The following is an 18,984-nucleotide window of genomic DNA, read 5'->3' as shown; positions in this document are numbered from 1 at the left end:
GTCGCCGATTAAGCGCTGTTTTACTGGCGTCCTGTCAAGTCTCGACCGCCTGTTCGACGCAAGCAATATGTACCGCACCGCAACCTTCCACAGACCTTACTGTTTTTCCTCGACTTAACGACCTGCGCTTGCCTATCCATGGCAGCACTCGAGGAAACACATGACACCCCCCCCACTGCCGTATTTTTTCGACGAGGCAGCCCTTGCCTCCATGGCCAAACAACCTGGCAATCGCGAGAAAGCGCTCGCCTTCACGATCGACGACCTGAAGTGGTTGAAGAACATTTACCTGGCCACCAAGGCCGCCCGTACCGCGCAAAAAGTACCGATGTACGTTTACCAGTTGCTGCTGAGCGGGACGGACAAGCCGGATGTACCTTTGGCCGGCGCATTCGCCATGAGCCAGTCCGAAAAAGGTGAGGTTACGCTCTACACACCGTGGAAAGGCCTGACCAAATGCGCGGACATGGAAGACCTCAAAAGCAAACTCAAGGCGTGGTTGACGCAGACCACCGCCAAGCATGAGCTGCTGCGCTTTCTCTCCATCGAGCAACGCTGTGCTTTACCCGCTGCAACGGCACCGGACATTTCCACGAACGAAATCGAAGGCGGGATTTTCGAGGACCAGGCGCTCACCCTCGAGAACAATCAGGCTCAGAACCTCAAGACGATGTTGGGCGAACTGTTGAAGATGCCCACACTGCAATCCATGCTGGATGAAACCCTCAAGAACGCACTGCTCAAACCATTTCCCACACTGGACCAGCGCCAGACTCGTCTGAAGAGCTTTATCAAAACGGTTTCAGCCTTCGACGAAAGCGAATACCTGCACCCGCTTTCCTCGCTGTCTCTGAGCGATGCCCTCCTGCAGTACTACCTGACCAATCAGTGGCCGATGGGCGATTCCAGGACTTTTTCCAATCCTGGACACAGTGTGAGCAGCGAGGCCGACAACCTGGCCTGGGAAAGCGCAGTCAAAGAGATCGCGCAAAGTTTTACACCTCACTTGCAAAGCCTGCTCGAGACGTTCTGGAACACACCGATGAGCAATGGGCTGTCACGTTCGACATTTTTTGCCGAGGGGTTGCGTGACACCTTTCACCTGAGACTTTTACTTCAGCGTCAGGAAGGTGTTTTAACGACACAGGAATACCTGCGACTGATGAACGTCAGCCTCGAACCTGGTGCCAACAATCCTCTGCACATCGAAAAAGTGCGTGTCACCGCGCCCTTCAAGCATTACGCGGAGCTGGCCGCGACCGTGATGATCGGCAGCAGCGACACGCTGGGCTTTTTGTACACCCAGTCCAGAGGCATCGAGGCCACGAGCGATCTGCCCGCCGTCAGGAAAATCCTCCTGGAGATGATGAAAAGCGAAGGGCATGAAGACACGCTACTCAACTACATGTCACTGGACGAACGCGGCACGTTTCTTTCATTTAAACCCGATGAGCGCGTGATTATCGGTGAACCCATCACCGCCCCGGTGTTTGCGCAATTGATGGACGACATCCTGGACAAGCAACGGGAGAACCTGTCCCATGCGCTGAGCCGTTACCGTGAAAGCGAAGGCACGCAGGATCCCCATGCCCTGCTCGACAACGCACTGGATGTCCGGGGATTGATCGACGATCGACTACTGGCTGCCGATGCCGCGGGACGCTGGAGTACCCACGCAGACCAGCGCTGGAGCGCACAACCGGCCACCGTGCGCGCCGAGTCGGCCACCGAGCAGCTGGCACGACTCTGCGCCGTTGAACAGGCGCTCGACCAACGCCTCGACAATCACCCGGTCATTCCGGTAAAAACCAGCACGATTGCCGAGGTGGAGCACATCGTCAATTCGTCGATCGAACGCTTGCAATCGAGTTTCACTCACACCCTGTCAACGGCATTGCGCAGTGAATTGAAGCTGCACACCGTCATGCGCTCCCTGGCTCCGACGGCACAGGCGATCATCAACGCCGTGCTCGATACGCCGGTACGCTTGCAGCGAGCAGCCTTGAACGGTTTTCTGCCTGACGTGTTTTCCCTGGCACTGAAGGCTGGCGACGCGACGTCCCCCTTGAAACTGGCCAGTTGCTTTGTGTTGACCGAACGCGGAGGCCTGGACCCGACACATTCGGGTAAGGCGATTCTGTGGACACCGGCGTTGGGGTTTGAAGCCTTCATCACATTGAAGCCGTTACTGGCAGAGCTGGAACGACGCCTCAAGGACGAAAATGATCGCACCAGCCTTCTGGAGAACCTTGGACGCAGCGAACGATTGCCCGGCCAGACCTACACTTTTGCGCCGTTGCAGCGAATAGACGACAATTTTTTCGATCACGTGCAAAAGCCCTATCTCCAGCTGGATAAGGCGTGCGTCACCCGTGCGCTGGCCACGAGGGTCCCCGAGACGGCCCTGGCCAGCCTTCTGAAACTGGTAGCGCTACGCCAACCGATGACGGGGTTAGTCCGTGCAACGGACATTGCCCGGTCCCTGACCACCCAGCAAAAATTGCCGGCCTGGCTGGCCAAGGCCTCTGTTGAAGATCAGATACTGCATGGGGAGCTGCTTCAGCAGTACCTCAACAGTGTCACCGAGGATAAGGACTATCTCACCGGCATCCGCTCCCTGGCGCGCACCGCTCACGATGAAGTTGAAAAACAACTCAAGGCAGACAACTTCGAGATCGATCCGGACAAGGTCCAGATCCAGATCAGCACACGCCCGAGGTCCGCGACCAGCCCCCAAACCCTGACCGACTTTGCATTGACCCACTTCAACGATCTGGACAACACCCATTTCAAATTGGTGTCGCTCGATACCACCGTGATTCCAGAGGACATGGACCAACGCTACATCAGCGACCTGATACGAAACCTGAACCTTGGCGAGCATCAAAAGAAAGCACTGAGCGAAGCCTTTGCAGACACCCAGGCTAGTGCAACGGAGCGCAGGAAGCGGTTTTACGCGCAGTTGCCCTGGCAGCTGCTGCACTATGCCCACAGCGAAAAGCTGCAAGAGCGCTTGAGTAAAACCGGGTTCGATCTGATTCGGCAAGTCATGGACATGCCCGACGCCATCGCCCGTGCAACCGTCGATGGCGCCCACGCAATCATCCGCCCCCTTGAGTTCCTGGGCATCAAAAGCGACCAAACGATTAAAGTGCCCGGCGTCTATCTGATCGGCTCATCGGTTGATAGCACCGCGCCACAGGTCCTTATCGCGCCTCACAGCCCTCGGCACGGGTTGCGGGAATACAAGGATGAAACACAACTGCTGGCAGAACTGAAGACGCGTGGCGAATTGCTCGACTGGGTAGTCATGAACTTGCCGCCGGCTGATCGATTGCATCTTCAAAACCGGATGAGTACCACCAGCAACCGCCTCACCGAAGTGACGCTGGGGTCCAATCCGATCAAGGGGAATCTGTTCAAACACTTGTTCAACGACAATGCCGAGCTGTTGGCACGATTGCTCGGCTGTCAGTCCGATGACAAAAAGCACCGCGAATGGGCAACCATCAAGCATGTGTTGGGTGAAGATCTGCGAGAGGCATTCACGTTCCTGGCCGGCAAGCTTGCCTACCCGCTCACGGTATGGCGCAGCTACCGCGACATCAAGCAATCCGCCGAAGACCTGCAAATGCACAAGTGGGGCGCGGCAATCAAAGCGTTCATCAGCGGCATTGCGCAACTCGCGACGTTGCGCCAATCGATGGATACTCAACTGCAGTTGCCTTCGACGCCCCGTGCGTCTGCGCCACAAACACCCGCCACACCCCTCAAATGGCATGACATCGACGTCACTGCCCCCGTACGCACACAGTTGAAGCGTCATGAGAGCATCGACATCGATCTGGGTTCGCTTACACTCGATTCCACGCTTGGGCTCTACACGGATCCATCGACAAAAAAACACTACGGACCCGTTGAAGGCAAGGTGTATCCCGTCGCACAGCACGATACCCGCTGGCGTATCGGCGACACAAAAAACCGTGGCCCTTATCTCCGTCAGAACGCATCCAGGCAATGGGTTCTGGATAAAGGCACACCCGCCCCCCGCTTCAGCCTCATCAACCGGTTTCAGAACGCACTGATGGTGTGGGAGAGCATGAATGTCGAAGCACATGGAATGCCCCAAATCCGGCAAATTTTTCCGCGCAAGGCTCGTCAGATTGAGCAGGCGCTGGACTTGGCAACCACCTATGCCTGGAACAGCATCCGGAACCTGCAACTGCTGAAGGCGACTGACAACACGGTTACCCCCGTGCATCAACTCATCAAGGATTTTATTGATGTGCCTGCCGTGTTGCCCGCGCACGTGGAGAAACTCGAGAAAATGCTCGGCGACATTTTTGCGGCCTTGTTGGACCCCTCGCTCAGAAATCCGAACTCCAGGCGTTTTGTCGTCGGCAGCCTCCTTGATCGCACGGACGAAAGCTTCGGTTTTACCCTTCTAAACGACCCTAAACAGAAAATCTATCTGACAGAGAGATTCTTCTCCCCCCGCTTCGACGTATACCGCCCGCATTTGTCCCACGCGGCCTTTCCCATCAACACCCATGCCCGGGCGGCCACGCTGATCCATGAGGTTTCGCACCTTCACGGCAACACCGAGGACATTGCTTACCTTGACTCTGGCAGGCCTTTCGTCGACCTGATAGGAACAGCCAGCCCTGCTGCCACTGATCTCAAGACCGCCTTGACCGAACTACAGGACACCGCACTGTCGACCAAAACTCCCTATACACAGCTGTTCAACGTTCTGACCCCCGATAACGGTGAGTGGGAGGATCTGGGCAGTACGGTTAATGACGATACTGACCGGGTAAAGGATCATATTTTGAGCTTGACCGGCCAGGACAATCTGGCCGGTGCTCGCACAATCTTCAAAAAAGATCCAATGATCAGGCTGGCAGTGCAACTGGCTAACGCAGATAGCGTGACCTGGCTGATCAGCCACTTGGGACGCCAGTTACACACCAGCATCCCGTAATGGCGAAGCCTGCGTCCGGCTGCCTGTAGGAGCGAGCTTGCTCGCGATGGTGTGTCAGCTACATATCCCTCGACTGACACACCATCGCGAGCAAGCTCGCTCCTACAGGCCGCCGGACGCAGGCTTGGGCGAGTTCATTCAATTACAGATCGTGTTACGGCTTAACTGACGGGTACTAGCTTGGAAGGCGTTTGTGCGGCATCTCACAGGTTGCTGACGTGTCGGTGACAAAATTTCTACATTTGAGCCTTCATGATTTGCCAAGCTCATACCTCTCATTGATCGAGAGCCCCCATTTTTTCCTGATCAGGCGCTGAAAAGGAGTTTGTTGCATGTACCACTCGCAAACGCCAACGGACGGTTACCCTGCACCAAAGGGCACTTCATGAGCACCGTCGTTTTCGAGCGACGTACCGAACGCCCTGGCAATGAGCGGATCCGGTTTGTACTCAAGAGCTTTGGCTTGCGGACCAGTCTGATTCGCCTGAAAGTCATCGACGCCTTGCTGATCGCCGCCGAAAGCGATCGCAGCCTGGGCGCGCGCGGCGTGCACACTCAACTGTTGGACCTGGGTGTTCCCATGTCCTTTTTGAGTGTGAGAGAAGTCTTGAAACGCTTGTGCGATGAAGGTTTGATTATCCTGAACCCGGACAAAAGCTACAGCCTGCACCCGCAGGCGCTCGCCGTTCTCCACGGCGAGTAACCCGCCCCCGACGCGTCGCTCAGGGCTTGACCTTGCGGCGCATCACGCCATTGACCACCACCACGATCACTGCCACCCCAATGGCGATGTATTGGAACAGCTTTTCGCTGATGACACCGGTGTTCTGCAGATACGAAAGGCCGAACATGATCCCCAGCACCACCAGCGAGATCAGAATCGAGTATTTCAAACGTTGCGACTGAGTCATTGCCACTTTCCTTTAACGTAAGCCTGTACGTGAGCCTGAAGCTGAAAATTGTATCCGCTTTGTATCCGACTGCATGCCAAGCCCCTACCGTTCTCCGGGAATGAGGCGCGGCAATCAGGGTCTATGTTACAGCCGATGAAGAGCATTAGCTTCATTGCGGCTTTAACCATGAGGATCTACAAATGTTCCGTCGAATCACAATGCTGATTCCCCTGCTTGCCATATTGTCCTTGAGCGGCTGCATTATTTTCCCCCACGGTGGCTGGCACCACGATCACTATTACGAACAAGGCGGACCGGGTTACTACCAACATCGCTAGCGTTACCTTCAGCGGCCTGAGGCCTTCCTGAAAAAATCAATTTCCGACTGCGTGCAAAGCTCCACCATCCAGTCCACGAACACCCTGACCCGCCGTGACAACTGGCGGTGAGGAGGATAGAGCGCCGTCAACGGCATACCCGGTGGCGGCACCTTCCTCAAGACTTCAATCAAACGTCCCTCCTTCAATTGCCGGGCCACGTGATAATACGGGGTCTGGACCAATCCATACCCGGCCTCACACGCCGCCAGATAACCATCGGCACTGTTGACCGAGACCCGCTTGGGCAGGTTGACCGGTTGTACCTCGCCATCGACGACAAACTCCAGCCCGAAGCGTTTGCCGCTGCTGCTCGAAACGTACTCCACCATGTGGTGCCCCTGAAGATCCGCCAGACACAACGGCATCCCGTGACGCTGCACATAGTCGGGGCTGGCGCACGTGACCTGATCCAGCATGACCAGCGGCCGCGCCACCAGCGAATCGTCCAGTGACGAGCCGCCCCGCAGCACACAATCGACACCTTCGCGAATCAGGTCGACAGGCCGGTCATTCAGACCGATTTCCAACTCGATCAAGGGATACCGCGCCGTGAACTGCGGCAATGCCGGGATCACGATCAGGCGCCCTACCCCCGCCGGCATGTCCACCCGCAACAAACCCTTGGGGTTGTGGCGGGCAGCGGAGAACACCGCTTCGGTTTCCTCCAGGTCCGCCAGCAACCTGACGCAACGGGGATAGTAAGCCGCACCGTCGAGCGTCAAGCTGATCTGCCGCGTCGTGCGTTGCAGCAACTGCACGCCGAGGTGGGCCTCGAGCTGCTTGATCAAAATAGTCACCGAGGCCCGGGGCAGTTGCAGGCTGTCGGCGGCCTTGGCAAAGCCGCCCAGTTCGACGATTCGGGTGAACACGCGCATGGCGTTGAAACGGTCCATTACTGCTATCCCGGCTAATTATTTAGAAATTACGAATAGTGATAGCAGTTTTAGCCGGTTTATCTTGTTTCTGTCGAGGTCAACAATGGGTTTCACATTCACAGGGAGCTGATCTCATGCAAACACGTCAATTGGGCAAAAACGGTCCGCAAGTGTCAGCAATCGGCCTGGGCTGCATGGGCATGACCGATTTCTATACGACAGGCACTGACACCCGCGAAGCCACGGCCACCCTGCATCGTGCGCTGGAATTGGGCATCACCCTGCTCGACACCGCCGATATGTACGGGCCGCATACGAACGAAACGCTGATCGGTAAAGCGATTGTCGGCAAGCGCGACCAGGTGTTTCTGGCGAGCAAGTTCGGCATCGTCCGCGACCCGGCCAACCCCGGCGCACGCGGCGTAAATGGCCGACCGGAATACATTCGCCAAGCCATCGACGGCACCCTCAAACGCCTCGGTGTCGAAACGCTGGATCTGTACTATCAGCACCGAATCGACCCGCAGGTGGCCATCGAGGAAACCGTCGGCGCCATGGCCGAACTGGTAAAGGCCGGTAAGGTGCGTTACCTGGGTTTGAGCGAAGCCTCGGCCGCGACGCTGGAGCGAGCACACAAGGTGCACCCGATCAGCGCGCTGCAAAGCGAATACTCGCTGTGGAGCCGCGATCAGGAGGAAAACGGCTGCCTCGCGGCGTGTCAGCGACTGGGCGTTGCCTTTGTCCCCTACAGCCCCTTGGGCCGGGGTTTTCTGACCGGGGCCCTGAAAAGCCCGGATGATTTCGCAGCGGACGACTACCGTCGCTTCAGCCCGCGTTTTCAAGGAGAAAACTTCGCGAAGAATCTGCTGCTGGTGCAGCAAGTACAGGCCCTGGCCGCAGAAAAAGGCGTGACCGCCGGCCAACTGGCGCTGGCGTGGGTATTGGCCCAAGGCGACTACCTGATCCCGATTCCGGGAACCAAGCAGCGTAAATACCTGGAAGAAAATGTGGCGGCACTGGACGTGAAGCTGAGTCGCGAGGAGTTGCACGCGCTGGAAGCGATATTCCCGGCGAATGCCACGGCCGGTTTGCGTTATCCGGAAGAGGTGATGAAGTTGCTCGACCGCTGACCGATTCCTCACCCAAACAGTCCCCCCTGTGGGAGCGAGCTTGCTCGCGATGGTGTGTCAGTCGACATCAACGTAGCTGATACACCATCGCGAGCAAGCTCGCTCCCACAAGAGGCACACAGGGGGGGATTGTTTGCAGTATTAACTCGAAACAATCTCGTAACTCACTATCGAAAAAACCGTTCAGAATGCATTTTTTTGGCCGTCATTCGACGCGAGATTTTATGCGAAACCACCTACGTCTGGTTGCTCTCAGCGCCCTGTTCATTTCTTCCCTCGCCCAGGCTGCCGACCTGATTCCGATCGAAGTCCACCGCGATGCCAATTGCGGTTGCTGCAAAAAATGGATCAGCCACCTGGAAGCCAACGGCTTCAAGGTCGAAGACCACGTTGAAGCCAACATGAGCCAATTCAAGCAACAGCACGGTGTGCCACCACGCCTGGCGTCCTGCCACACGGCGTTGATCAACGGCAAATTCGTCGAAGGCCATGTGCCGGCCGATCAGGTGCTGGCGTTGAGCAAGCGCGATGATCTGTTGGGTGTGGCCGCCCCCGGCATGCCGATGGGTTCGCCCGGCATGGAAATGGACGGCATGAGTGATGCGTACCAGGTAATCGGTCTGAAAAAGGATGGTACTGACGTCGTGGTGGCGGACTACCCTGCCCATTGAAGTTCGTCGGCATTGGGCTGGATCGGTTGAACGATCACGCACGGCGATTGCCTGTGTTTAATGTCGCCCTAATCGTGCCGTTCCAGCATCGGCCGATTTTCTATGGAGTAGCCCCATGCCCCTCGCCCTCACCCGCTGGCTGCCTGGCCTGATGCTGACCGCCGCACTGCCCGTCATCGCTCACGCTGAAGGCCCGGAATACGGGCCGGAACTGCAAGGCTTCGAGTATCCCTACACGCTCAAGCATTTCGCCTTCCAGTCCCAGGGCAAAGCCCTGCAGATGGGCTACATGGACGTCGCCGCGCATGGCAAGGCCAACGGTCGCAGCATTGTGTTGATGCACGGCAAGAATTTCTGCGGCGCGACCTGGGACCGTTCGATCAAAGCCCTGAGCGAGGCCGGTTACCGGGTGATCGCCCCGGACCAGATCGGTTTCTGCACCTCCAGCAAACCGGACAATTACCAATACAGTTTCCAGCAACTGGCCAGCAACACCCACCAGTTGCTCAAAGCCCTCGGCATCCAGAAAACCAGCGTGCTCGGGCACTCCACCGGCGGCATGCTCGCCACCCGCTATGCGTTGCAATATCCCGATCAAGTCGAGCAACTGGCGCTGGTCAACCCTATCGGACTGGAAGACTGGAAGGCGCTCGGCGTGCCCTATCGCACGGTCGATCAATGGTACGAACGCGAACTGAAACTCACGGCCGACGGCATCCGCACCTATGAGCGCAACACCTATTACGGTGGCCGCTGGAAGCCGGAATTCGATCGCTGGGTAGACATGCTCGCCGGCCTGAACAAAGGCCCTGGGCATACGCAAGTGGCATGGAACTCGGCGCTGATCTACGACATGATCTTCACCCAACCGGTGTACTACGAGTTCAAGGACCTGAAGATGCCGACGTTGTTGATGATCGGCACGTCCGACACCACCGCCATCGGCAGCGACATCGCCTCACCCGGGGTCAAGGCGAAAATCGGTCATTACGATGTCCTCGGCAAGCAAGTGGCGAAACTGATCCCGCAGTCGACGCTGGTCGAATTCCCTGGCATGGGTCACGCGCCGCAGATGGAAGAACCTGCAGAGTTCCACCAGGCCCTGCTCGCCTGGCTGAACAAAACCAACCCCGTTCGTTGATGAGGTAAGGCTGATGGCTGTGCAGATCGCGGTAATTGATGACTGGCAGGACGTGGCCCGTGGCGTGGTGGACTGGTCGGCTCTGGACACCATAGGGCCGGTGAGTTTTATTCATGACTATCCGTCTGACAACGAGACGATGGCAGCACGTCTAAGCGAATTTGAAGTGATCTGCGTGATGCGCGAGCGCACCCGGTTTGATGAAGACCTGCTGCGGCGGTTACCGAAACTCAAGCTGCTGGTCACCGGCGGAATGCGCAACGCGGCCCTGGACCTGAAAACCGCCACCGCGTTGGGCATACAAGTCAGCGGCACCGACAGCTATAAACACGCCGCCCCGGAACTGACCTGGGCACTGATCATGGCGGCGACCCGCAACCTGGTGGTCGAAGCCAACGCCCTGCGTGCCGGCCAGTGGCAACAAGGCCTGGGTGGTGATTTGCACGGCAAAACCCTGGCGATCCTCGGGCTAGGCAGCATCGGCCAACGTGTCGCCCAGTTCGGCCAGGTGTTCGGCATGCGGGTCATCGCCTGGAGCGAAAACCTGACGGCTGAACGAGCCGCTGAAGTCGGCGTGACCTATGTCAGCAAACAGGAACTGTTCGAACAGGCCGATGTGCTGTCGGTCCATCTGGTGCTCAGTGATCGCAGCCGGGGCTTGGTGGACGCTCAGGCGCTGGACTGGATGAAGCCCACTGCGCTACTGGTCAACACCGCCCGTGGGCCGATTGTCGACGAGTCTGCACTGATCAAGGCACTGCAAAAACGGCGACTGGCGGGCGCGGCGCTGGATGTGTACGAGCAGGAACCCCTGCCTGCGCATCATCCGTTCAGAACGCTGGAGAATGTATTGGCGACGCCTCACGTTGGCTACGTCAGCCAGCACAATTACCAGCAGTTCTTTTCACAGATGATCGAGGACATTCAGGCCTGGTCTGCGGGCGAACCCATTCGCCTGCTGGGGTGATACCAATCAATTACTTGCACACCGCAACCCCTGTGGGAGCGAGCTTGCTCGCGATGGAAAGGAAGGCACCGCGTTGATTCAGAAAGCACGCGTTATCGTTATGATCCATCGCGAGCAAGCTCGCTCCTACAGCCCTTCACCGCCACAAACGCTGCCGTCACATAGGGCACGGTCACCACGTCCCGACCCCGTAAATCGGGCTCGGCGGCAATCATCGCCCTGATCCGCTCATCAACCTTTTCCCGTTCTGCCGCCGGCAGTGCCGCGACAAAACTGGTGGAGCGCACGCGGTTGAAAATTACATCCTCCGGCGAACCCGTGTGCCCATGGCTGAATTGCTGCGCTTGCAGCGGACCGAACGCCGCATGTGGAAATGCGTGGCGCCAGGCCCCGGTGTAATAACGCGGGGTATCGCCCTCCAGCGCATTGACGATCGCATCCAGCTTCGGCACCCAACTCACCTGAGTATCACGCAGGTTCCAGACCAGCCCCAGTTTTCCGCCGGGTTTGAGCACTCGGGCAATTTCAGTCAGCGCCTCGGTGCTGGCGAACCAGTGAAAGGCCTGGGCGCAGATCACCACATCCACGCTGGCATCCGGCAGCGGCAGGTCCGTGGCGGTGCCGCTCACGGCCAGTACGTCAGGAAAGGCCTCGGACAATCTCTCGAGCATCTGCGCCACCGGTTCCACAGCAATCACCTGTGCTCCGGTCGCCACCAACCGACCGGTGAATTTTCCGGTCCCCGCGCCCAGATCAATAACGGCTTTATCCGCGTTCAAGCCGAGTGTCTCCGTCAGCCAATCGGCCACCTGCGGCGGGTAGTCCGGACGACCACGGACGTAAGTATCAGCACCGACTTTATAACCCGCAGCCGCAGCGTGATGGACATGATCTTTCATGGCGGTTCTCCAGATCGACAACGATGCCGTCGAGCATAGCGCCTCGATTTGAGCTTTCCTTGCAAAGACCTGCAGAAAGAAATGAATAATTGTTCACACTGTGGTGTTCATTGCTATATCCCCCATGAAGCACCTGTGGAGCATCACCCATGAACAACCGTTTCGCTGTTATTGCCACTCCGTTGTTGCTGGCTGTCGCGTTATCCAGTTCGCTTGCCTTGGCCAATGGCGGCGGCGATAGCGCCCCTGCCAAACCCAGCTGCCCCAAAGGCCAGGTTTTGGACACCAAGTCGCAAAAATGCCTCAAGCAAACCAGCAGCCTGTTGCCGGACGCCGACCGCACCGACTACGCCTATCAGCTGGCCAAGGACGGGCGTTACGAAGAAGCCCTGGCCCTGCTCGACACCCTGAAAGATCCGAACACCGCCAAAGCCTTGAACTATCGCGGCTACGCTACGCGTAAACTGGGGCGCACCGACGAAGGCATCGGTTACTACTTGCAGTCGGTGAAACTCGATCCGCAGTATGCGCAAGTGCGCGAATACCTCGGCGAAGCGTATGTGATCAAAGGCCGACTGGACCTCGCTCAAGAGCAGTTGCAGCACATCAAATCGATCTGCGGCGACACCTGCGAGGAATACCAGGACCTGGCCGAAGCCATCAACGACTCATCGAAAACCTGACACCGAGCAGACGGAGGTCGCCATCGCCAGCGATCAGGCAATACGGGCAGAGTTGGGCCAGCATTTGGCGCGTTTATGGCGCTATGGCCTGCTGTTGTCCCGACAACGGCATGTCGCCGAAGACCTGGTACAGGCGACCTGCGTGCGCGCGCTCGAACGTGCCGGGCAGTTTGAACCGGGCACACGCATGGACCGTTGGCTGCTGAGCATTTTGCATTCGATCTGGCTCAATGAAGTCCGCGCGCGTCGAGTGCGCCATGGCACCGGGTGGGTGGATGCCGACAACGCCTTGTCGTTCGACGGTGAATACGTGGCCCAGACTCACGTTCTGGCGGCTCAGGTAATCCGGCGCGTCGATGCGCTGCCCGAAACCCAGCGCGAAACGGTGTTTCTGGCCTATGTCGAGGGCTTGTCGTACCGCGAAGTCGCCGAGGTATTGCAAGTGCCCATCGGCACGGTCATGAGCCGCCTCGCCGCCGCCCGCGTGAAACTGGCCGAGTATCCACCGCTGCACACTGTGCCGAACCCCTCCACTGGAGAACGTCGATGAACGATCACGCGATACCTTCGGATGAGCAGCTGGTGGCCTACCTTGACGACCAGCTCGACGCCGAACAACGCGCCTGCATCGACGCCGCCATTGCTGAGGATTCGATGCTCAACCTGCGCCTGCAATGGCTGGCTCGCAGCAACCTGCCGTTCAAGGCTGCCTATGACGAATTGGGCCGACAAGCACCGAAGGATCGTCTGCAAGCCATGCTCGATACCTTGCCCGCTCCGGCCCGTCCGGCGCTCAGTCGACGCTGGTTCCTCGCCGCAGCGGCCGGGCTGGTGGCAAGTGGTGTGGTGGCGGACCGCTTGTTCATCGTCTGGCAAATGAGCCAGCAGAAAAACAACTGGCGCGGTCTGGTGGCCGACTACATGTCGCTCTATGTGCCGCAAACCCTCGACCACTTGCCCAGCGACGAAGCTGCCCAGCGTGTGCAACTGAGCACCATCGATGCGCGCCTCGGCCTGAACCTTATGCCCGCACAACTGACCTTGCCGCGCCCCGAATTCAAACGTGCGCAGATCCTCGAATACGACGGCGTGGCCATTGCCCAGATTACCTACCTGGACCCGGTACACGGCCCAATGGCGCTCTGCGTCACCCGTTCCAACAGCGGCCAGCGGGATTTTGCCCAGGAGCGTCGGCACGAGATGAACATTGTTTACTGGGCAGACAGGGAGCATGCGTGGATGCTGATCGGGCATAACCCCATGGCGGAACTGGAGGACATGGCCAAACAATTGCGAAGCCGACTCAGCGCCTGAGCGAACCGGTGGACCCCATGTAGCAGCTGCCGAAGGCTGCGATCTATTGATTTTGATGTTGGCCGGAGAAGCAAGATCAAAAGATCGCAGCCTTCGGCAGCTCCTACATTTTGATTGAGTCTCTCTCCCCATCCATTCTGGCGCAACACTGTAGCAGCTGCCGAGCCTGCGAGGCAGCGTTCGAGGACGCAGTCCTCGCAAAACCTGTCTATGCGGTTTGCCTGATAAACCTCGCTGCATGATTTTACGACTGCTGCGCAGCCGGACGCAGGCTCGGCAGCTGCTACAGGTGTCGGTGTTTCCGGTCAGCGCCGGAACAAACCTACAAACAAACAGGCTGTTTCTGGCGTTCGGCCGGTTGACTGCCCAAACCTCGCTCCCTATCCTCGCGCCTGTCACGACACATTCGTGATGGAGGTTGACGGCTCCATTCTCTAGGAAACTTCTTTATTTGAGGATAGATCCGTATGACCGAGCCAAAAATCCCAACCACAAAATCCACCCCATTCGCCCGCTGCGATCACGTCGACCATGATTTGTTCGCCGTTCAACCGGGCATTCCATTACTCGATGCCCTCGAACACGCCTCCGTCTACCTGAGCTGTGCCGAAGATCTCGCCCATCAAGCCCCCCACGCCACCCGTCCAGAACACACAGCGTCGATGCGTTGGGCCAGTCGGCAGATGCTCGGTACTGCACGCTCACTGGTCCAGGCCTCAATCGACGGCTTGCACACAGCGCTAGGGGAAGGTGACGCATGAACCCACACATGCCGATGACCAACAACGATTGCGACATCCCGGTGCTGTTAGTGGCCACCCAGGCGCCGCTGGATGTGCTGCACAGCAATGCCGCCACACGTTTTCTGGCCGTCACGCAAATGATGGAGAGCCTGGCCAGTCTGGACATCACCCGTGCCCGCGGCGCGGATGTGCAACAACTGGCCCACGCGGCGGCGATGTTGCTGCGTGATGGCTGTGATGTGATGGAGGTGCTGGGCCGGCAGATTCGGGCGCAACATTGAGAATGATCGCTTGCGGTTGAACCGTAGCAGCTGCCGAGCCTGCGAGGCTGCGTTCGGACCGGGGTCGCGCTCGACCGCAGTCCTCGCAAATCCTGTCTATGCGGTCTGCCTGAATTTACGACTGCTGCGCAGCCAAACGCAGCCTCGAAAGCTCGGCAGCTGCTACATCAGAATTCATCAATTAACCGAGGCACCTGCTATGAACTTCACCAGATCCTGAGCTCCTGCACATTTTCCTGCCGGCCCCATTAGCACGGTGTATTTCACCTTGTCTCCGACGAGAAAATAGTCATCGCCACCCGCCGTGGTATTGGTCCCTATGCGGATTGCCAGCCTGGAACAAAAACCATCATCAGGGGTGACCATGGCGAACTTCGTCGACGTTGTATCAACCCAGACTTTCCTGATCGCGTTGATCGTGCCCTCACTGTTTCTTTTTGTTATTTGATCACCCATGCCCGCTCTCCTGCCCAGCCTTGAAAGCCCGACTGCGAAGGGACAATGAAGCGCTTAAGTGGCGAGGATGACTACTGTCAGGTTTTACAGTTTCAACCCATGACTGCGACAAAACGGGGCCTTTTGTCAGTTCAAGCCCTAGCAGTTCTGATAGTAGGCAACGATTGAAAAACCGCCGATGCTAAGACTCCCGATGGCGAACTTTGCATGGAGCTGCATCGATGCCACTTTCCTCCAGCAATACCGTGCTGTGCCGCTATGGCTATGATCCGCTGGACCGTCAGGTTGATTGCGCCCCATCCGCAACGGATAGGCTCCAGCGGTTTTACTGCAAGACGCGCCTGGCTAACGAAATTCAAGGCGCGGTTCACCGCAGCATCTTCCAGCACGACGACCAGTTACTGGCCCAACAGCTGCGCCAAAACGGCAAGGTCGACACCAATCTCCTGGCGACTGACCAACAACGTTCTGTGATAAATGCTCTCGACGCTGCTGGGCCGCACCCCCTCGCCCTCACACCCTACGGCCATCGACCCTCGAAAAACGGCTTGCTCAGCCTGCTCGGGTTCAACGGCGAACGGCCGGATCCGCTGACCGGGCATTATCATTTGGGTAATGGGTATCGTCAGTTCAACCCGGTGTTGATGCGGTTCAACAGCCCGGACAGTTGGAGTCCGTTTGGGGACGGTGGGTTGAATGCGTATGGGTATTGCGTGGGGGATCCGATTAATCGGAGTGATCCGACCGGGCATTTTCCCGTTCTTTCAGTGTTCTACGCAGTTTCCGGCATTGTCGGGATCGGAAGCGCAATTGGGAGTTTATTCGTTGAAGACGAGGCGACGTCTTGGGCGCTCATGGGTCTTTCAATTATTGCGACTGGCATTGGGGTTGGTGGTGGTATATCGAAAATAATGAAGACTCGTCAGCCGAGCAGGACTGGGGCCTTCCGGTCGGAGCGTGCCCCCTCCCTGCAAAGGGAAATGGCATTGCAGGAGCTTCCACCCGGTTCCTCGCATACCGAACTGCCGCCATCCTACTGGCCCAACAATCCGCCATCTGTCCTGCCTCCTCCCTACGAGTTAAGCGCTATGACTCCTCCCCGGACTAATTCTTTACCTCCTCCTTACTCGCGTTTCGGGTGGCCTGTGGTCCCAAGAACAGTCCATACCTACGACGCCAATACTATGTATTTACCTGAACGGCCTGCTCAGTCAATTGGGAATTCTCTGAGTCGTGGAAGCGTATCGTCTTCGTCATCGATCAATACGACGAATTCCGATATTCGCAATCGGCAATAACCACGGACTCAGACCGGGGTGGGCAACCACAAACGAAACCGCGCACCACCCAGCGGTGACGGTTCGACGGTGAGCGTGCCGCCTTGCGCTTCCAGCGCTCGTCGACTGATTGCCAGCCCCAGACCAAACCCGCCAGTCGCCCGATCACGGCTGCGGTCAAGCCGATAGAAGGGTTCAAATACCCGCTCACGCTCGTCATCCGGAATGCCGATCCCGTCATCGTCGACCCAAATCTCACACCCTTTGGCACACACCTGCACACCCACTTGAATGCGTTTTTCACAGTAGCGCATCGCATTGCGCAACAGATTCTGCAACGCGCGGGCGGTCAGGCGTGGGTCGAGGCTGAAGCGTTCGAGCTGGCCGTGAAGCAGCACGTCGATGACGATGTCCGGGGATTCCAGTTCTTCGTCGACGCTGCCGAGGATGCTGTCGATGAATTCATCCAGCGACACCTCGACCTGCTCAGGCAACTTCGCCGGGTTTTGCAAGCGGCTGTAAGACAGCAGTTCCAGCACCAGCTCGTCGAGTTCACGAATGTGCGCGACCAGACCCTGCAAGCGTTCGCGGCTGGCGGCCGGCAAATCGTCGGACAGTGCCAGCGCGAGGCCGAAATCCAGTCGCGTCAGTGGCGTGCGCAATTCATGGGACACCGCGTTGAGCAGGTCGCGCTGCTGGTTCAGCAGCTTTTCGATGTCACCGGCCATGGTGTCGAAGACGTTGGCCAGGCTGCCGATGTTGGAACGGGCGGAAATCTGCGTGCGCTCGTCCAGATGCCCCTTGCCGAAGCGTTCAGCCGTGCCTTTGAGACGTTCAAGATCGCGCCAGTGCGGGCGCAGCCACAGCAGCAGGCAAGCGAGCATGGTCGCGCCGATCAGCACGTTGATGCTCCAGTACAACAGGCTGACGTCCATCGGGTCCGGCGGCACGACCATTTTCACCACGGTGTTTTCGTTCAGCGGTGCCACCGCCAGGGTGCGCCAGCCCCAGTCGCCGATGCGCACCACGTTCTCGCCCTGTTGCAAACGCTCACGCTCGTACAGCGTGAAGTCGGGATCGTCATTGCGGGTCAGCACGATGCGCAGCGGATCGAACTCCTTGTCCATCTCCTCAGCCATTACCGGCCACTGTTCGGCTGGAACGGCATGAAACTGTTTGACGATGAGGGTCTGCAGCCCGCGGGAGTAATCAAGGTTGTAGGTGACAAAGCGTTCATGGAACACCTTGATCACCAGATCCGGCACCAGATAAATCGCGGCGCTGAACGAGACGATGGTCACCAGGTACAGGCGAAAGAGAATTCTGAACATCGGCTCAGCATTCCCACTCGGAACGACTGAACAGGTAACCCTTGCCCCACACGGTCTTGATCTTGCGCGCCTCACCCGCATGATCGTCGAATTTTCGCCGCAGCTTGGAGATCGCCACGTCCACCGAGCGGTCGGTGCCATTGAATTCAATGCCGCGCAGGCGTTGCAGAATCTGGTCGCGGCTCAGCACTTCGCCGGCGTGCCGGGCCAGCACCACCAGCAGGTTGTATTCGCCGCTGGACAGTTCGACCAGTTGATCGCGCCAGGTCACGGTGCGTTCGGACAGGTCGATGCACAGATTACCCATGAGGATGCGGTCGTTGGCGGTTTGCGGATCACTGAGGCTGCTGCGCCGCAGCAACGTCCGCACCCGGGCCAGCAAAACGCGTGGCTCGCAGGGTTTGGTGACGTAGTCATCGGCGCCCATTTCCAGCCCCAACACCTGGTCGTGGCTGTCATCGCGGGCGGTGAGCATCAGGATCGGCAAGGTCGCCGAATCGGCGCGTAGCAAGCGGCAGACTTGCAGGCCATCGAACCCCGGCAGCATCAGGTCGAGAATCACCAGGTCCGGTGGATTGACCCGCGCACGCTCGCGCACCTGATCACCACGGCTGATCACGCTGACGGAGTAGCCGTTGCGTTCCAGGTAGCTGGCAATCAGTTCGGAGAGCGCGGAGTCGTCTTCGACCAGGAGGATGTTGGGCATGGGGTGTTCCAGAAAGTGCGGTGGCGACCTTTCGGGCCTCATCGCGAGCAAGCTCGCTCCCACAGTGGCAGGTGGTGTTCACAAAATCTGTGTCCACATCAGATCCCTGTGGGAGCGAGCTTGCTCGCGATGGCGGCATAACAGTCGCAAAAGAAATCAAGTCGCCAAGGATATACGCCCTCACCCACACCTGAGTAAAACCCTTACACAATTTCACACAGCACCTACAAAGCTTCACCGCTACCCTCGTCGA

At 58.1% G+C, this 18,984-nt stretch carries 18 protein-coding genes and 1 pseudogene; 13 read left to right on the top strand and 6 right to left on the bottom strand.

Annotated features, from left to right (window positions below):
* Positions 1-160 precede the first annotated feature (160 nt).
* Positions 161-4,984: a dermonecrotic toxin domain-containing protein gene (locus tag AC1MDT_RS05960; RefSeq protein ID WP_480421149.1), complete on the top strand. Its 4,824-nt coding sequence runs from the start codon at positions 161-163 to the stop codon at positions 4,982-4,984.
* 332 nt (positions 4,985-5,316) lie between these two features.
* Positions 5,317-5,687, top strand: a pseudogene (locus AC1MDT_RS05955) (fe2+ zn2+ uptake regulation protein).
* A 19-nt stretch (positions 5,688-5,706) separates the two neighbouring features.
* On the opposite strand, the gene AC1MDT_RS05950 reads toward AC1MDT_RS05955, so the two are convergent.
* The gene (locus tag AC1MDT_RS05950) at positions 5,707-5,895 is read right to left on the bottom strand and encodes a hypothetical protein (protein WP_059405111.1); all 189 of its coding nucleotides are present in this window, start codon (positions 5,893-5,895) and stop codon (positions 5,707-5,709) included.
* Positions 5,896-6,077: 182 nt separating this feature from the next.
* Between AC1MDT_RS05950 and AC1MDT_RS05945 the strand changes: the two genes are divergently transcribed.
* On the top strand, positions 6,078-6,215 hold the full coding sequence (locus AC1MDT_RS05945) for a hypothetical protein (protein WP_480421147.1): 138 nt from the start codon (positions 6,078-6,080) through the stop codon (positions 6,213-6,215).
* A gap of 8 nt (positions 6,216-6,223) precedes the next feature.
* Here AC1MDT_RS05945 and AC1MDT_RS05940 read toward each other — a convergent pair whose 3' ends face one another.
* Positions 6,224-7,150: a LysR family transcriptional regulator gene (locus AC1MDT_RS05940; RefSeq protein ID WP_480421146.1), complete on the bottom strand. Its 927-nt coding sequence runs from the start codon at positions 7,148-7,150 to the stop codon at positions 6,224-6,226.
* Between the two features lie 116 nt (positions 7,151-7,266).
* Here AC1MDT_RS05940 and AC1MDT_RS05935 point away from each other — a divergent pair, with 116 nt between their 5' ends.
* The 4 genes from AC1MDT_RS05935 to AC1MDT_RS05920 all read left to right on the top strand — a co-directional run bounded on the left by AC1MDT_RS05935 (position 7,267) and on the right by AC1MDT_RS05920 (position 11,041).
* Entirely contained in the window at positions 7,267-8,262 is a 996-nt protein-coding gene (locus AC1MDT_RS05935; RefSeq protein WP_480421145.1) for an aldo/keto reductase, read from the top strand.
* A gap of 224 nt (positions 8,263-8,486) precedes the next feature.
* A complete protein-coding gene (locus AC1MDT_RS05930) occupies positions 8,487-8,933 on the top strand; it encodes a DUF411 domain-containing protein (RefSeq protein WP_480421144.1) in 447 nt (148 codons plus the stop codon).
* 115 nt (positions 8,934-9,048) lie between these two features.
* Positions 9,049-10,074 carry an alpha/beta fold hydrolase gene (locus AC1MDT_RS05925; RefSeq protein ID WP_480421143.1) on the top strand — a complete coding sequence of 342 codons (1,026 nt, stop codon included), beginning with the start codon at positions 9,049-9,051 and terminating at the stop codon, positions 10,072-10,074.
* A gap of 13 nt (positions 10,075-10,087) precedes the next feature.
* Positions 10,088-11,041: a D-2-hydroxyacid dehydrogenase family protein gene (locus AC1MDT_RS05920; protein WP_480421142.1), complete on the top strand. Its 954-nt coding sequence runs from the start codon at positions 10,088-10,090 to the stop codon at positions 11,039-11,041.
* Positions 11,042-11,139: 98 nt separating this feature from the next.
* Here the strand turns inward: AC1MDT_RS05920 and AC1MDT_RS05915 are convergent, their stop codons facing one another.
* Positions 11,140-11,940 carry a class I SAM-dependent methyltransferase gene (locus tag AC1MDT_RS05915; protein WP_480421141.1) on the bottom strand — a complete coding sequence of 267 codons (801 nt, stop codon included), beginning with the start codon at positions 11,938-11,940 and terminating at the stop codon, positions 11,140-11,142.
* A 149-nt stretch (positions 11,941-12,089) separates the two neighbouring features.
* On the opposite strand from AC1MDT_RS05915, the gene AC1MDT_RS05910 reads away from it, so the two are divergent.
* The 5 genes from AC1MDT_RS05910 to AC1MDT_RS05890 all read left to right on the top strand — a co-directional run bounded on the left by AC1MDT_RS05910 (position 12,090) and on the right by AC1MDT_RS05890 (position 14,961).
* Entirely contained in the window at positions 12,090-12,623 is a 534-nt protein-coding gene (locus AC1MDT_RS05910; RefSeq protein ID WP_480421140.1) for a tetratricopeptide repeat protein, read from the top strand.
* A 52-nt stretch (positions 12,624-12,675) separates the two neighbouring features.
* The gene (locus AC1MDT_RS05905; protein WP_480421139.1) at positions 12,676-13,173 is read left to right on the top strand and encodes an RNA polymerase sigma factor; all 498 of its coding nucleotides are present in this window, start codon (positions 12,676-12,678) and stop codon (positions 13,171-13,173) included.
* On the top strand, positions 13,170-13,937 hold the full coding sequence (locus tag AC1MDT_RS05900) for an anti-sigma factor family protein (RefSeq protein ID WP_480421138.1): 768 nt from the start codon (positions 13,170-13,172) through the stop codon (positions 13,935-13,937). Before AC1MDT_RS05905 ends, AC1MDT_RS05900 begins: the two co-directional genes overlap by 4 nt.
* Positions 13,938-14,404: 467 nt before the next feature.
* Positions 14,405-14,698: a DUF3077 domain-containing protein gene (locus AC1MDT_RS05895; protein WP_480421137.1), complete on the top strand. Its 294-nt coding sequence runs from the start codon at positions 14,405-14,407 to the stop codon at positions 14,696-14,698.
* Positions 14,695-14,961 (top strand): short-chain dehydrogenase, encoded by a 267-nt coding sequence (locus AC1MDT_RS05890; RefSeq protein ID WP_480421136.1) that lies wholly within the window; start codon positions 14,695-14,697, stop codon positions 14,959-14,961. The genes AC1MDT_RS05895 and AC1MDT_RS05890 overlap by 4 nt, the downstream gene beginning before the upstream one ends.
* A gap of 177 nt (positions 14,962-15,138) precedes the next feature.
* Here AC1MDT_RS05890 and AC1MDT_RS05885 read toward each other — a convergent pair whose 3' ends face one another.
* Positions 15,139-15,417: a hypothetical protein gene (locus AC1MDT_RS05885; RefSeq protein WP_480421135.1), complete on the bottom strand. Its 279-nt coding sequence runs from the start codon at positions 15,415-15,417 to the stop codon at positions 15,139-15,141.
* A 221-nt stretch (positions 15,418-15,638) separates the two neighbouring features.
* Here AC1MDT_RS05885 and AC1MDT_RS05880 point away from each other — a divergent pair, with 221 nt between their 5' ends.
* Positions 15,639-16,715 (top strand): RHS repeat-associated core domain-containing protein, encoded by a 1,077-nt coding sequence (locus tag AC1MDT_RS05880; protein WP_480421134.1) that lies wholly within the window; start codon positions 15,639-15,641, stop codon positions 16,713-16,715.
* Between the two features lie 8 nt (positions 16,716-16,723).
* On the opposite strand, the gene AC1MDT_RS05875 is transcribed toward AC1MDT_RS05880, so the two are convergent.
* On the bottom strand, positions 16,724-18,025 hold the full coding sequence (locus AC1MDT_RS05875) for an ATP-binding protein (RefSeq protein WP_480421133.1): 1,302 nt from the start codon (positions 18,023-18,025) through the stop codon (positions 16,724-16,726).
* 4 nt (positions 18,026-18,029) lie between these two features.
* Positions 18,030-18,731: a response regulator gene (locus AC1MDT_RS05870; protein WP_480421132.1), complete on the bottom strand. Its 702-nt coding sequence runs from the start codon at positions 18,729-18,731 to the stop codon at positions 18,030-18,032.
* Positions 18,732-18,984 lie beyond the last annotated feature (253 nt).

The organism is Pseudomonas sp. ASL7 (assembly GCF_056680375.1).
Note: the sequence above shows the minus strand (reverse complement) of the source record. Positions and strands in the feature narration are given on the sequence as shown.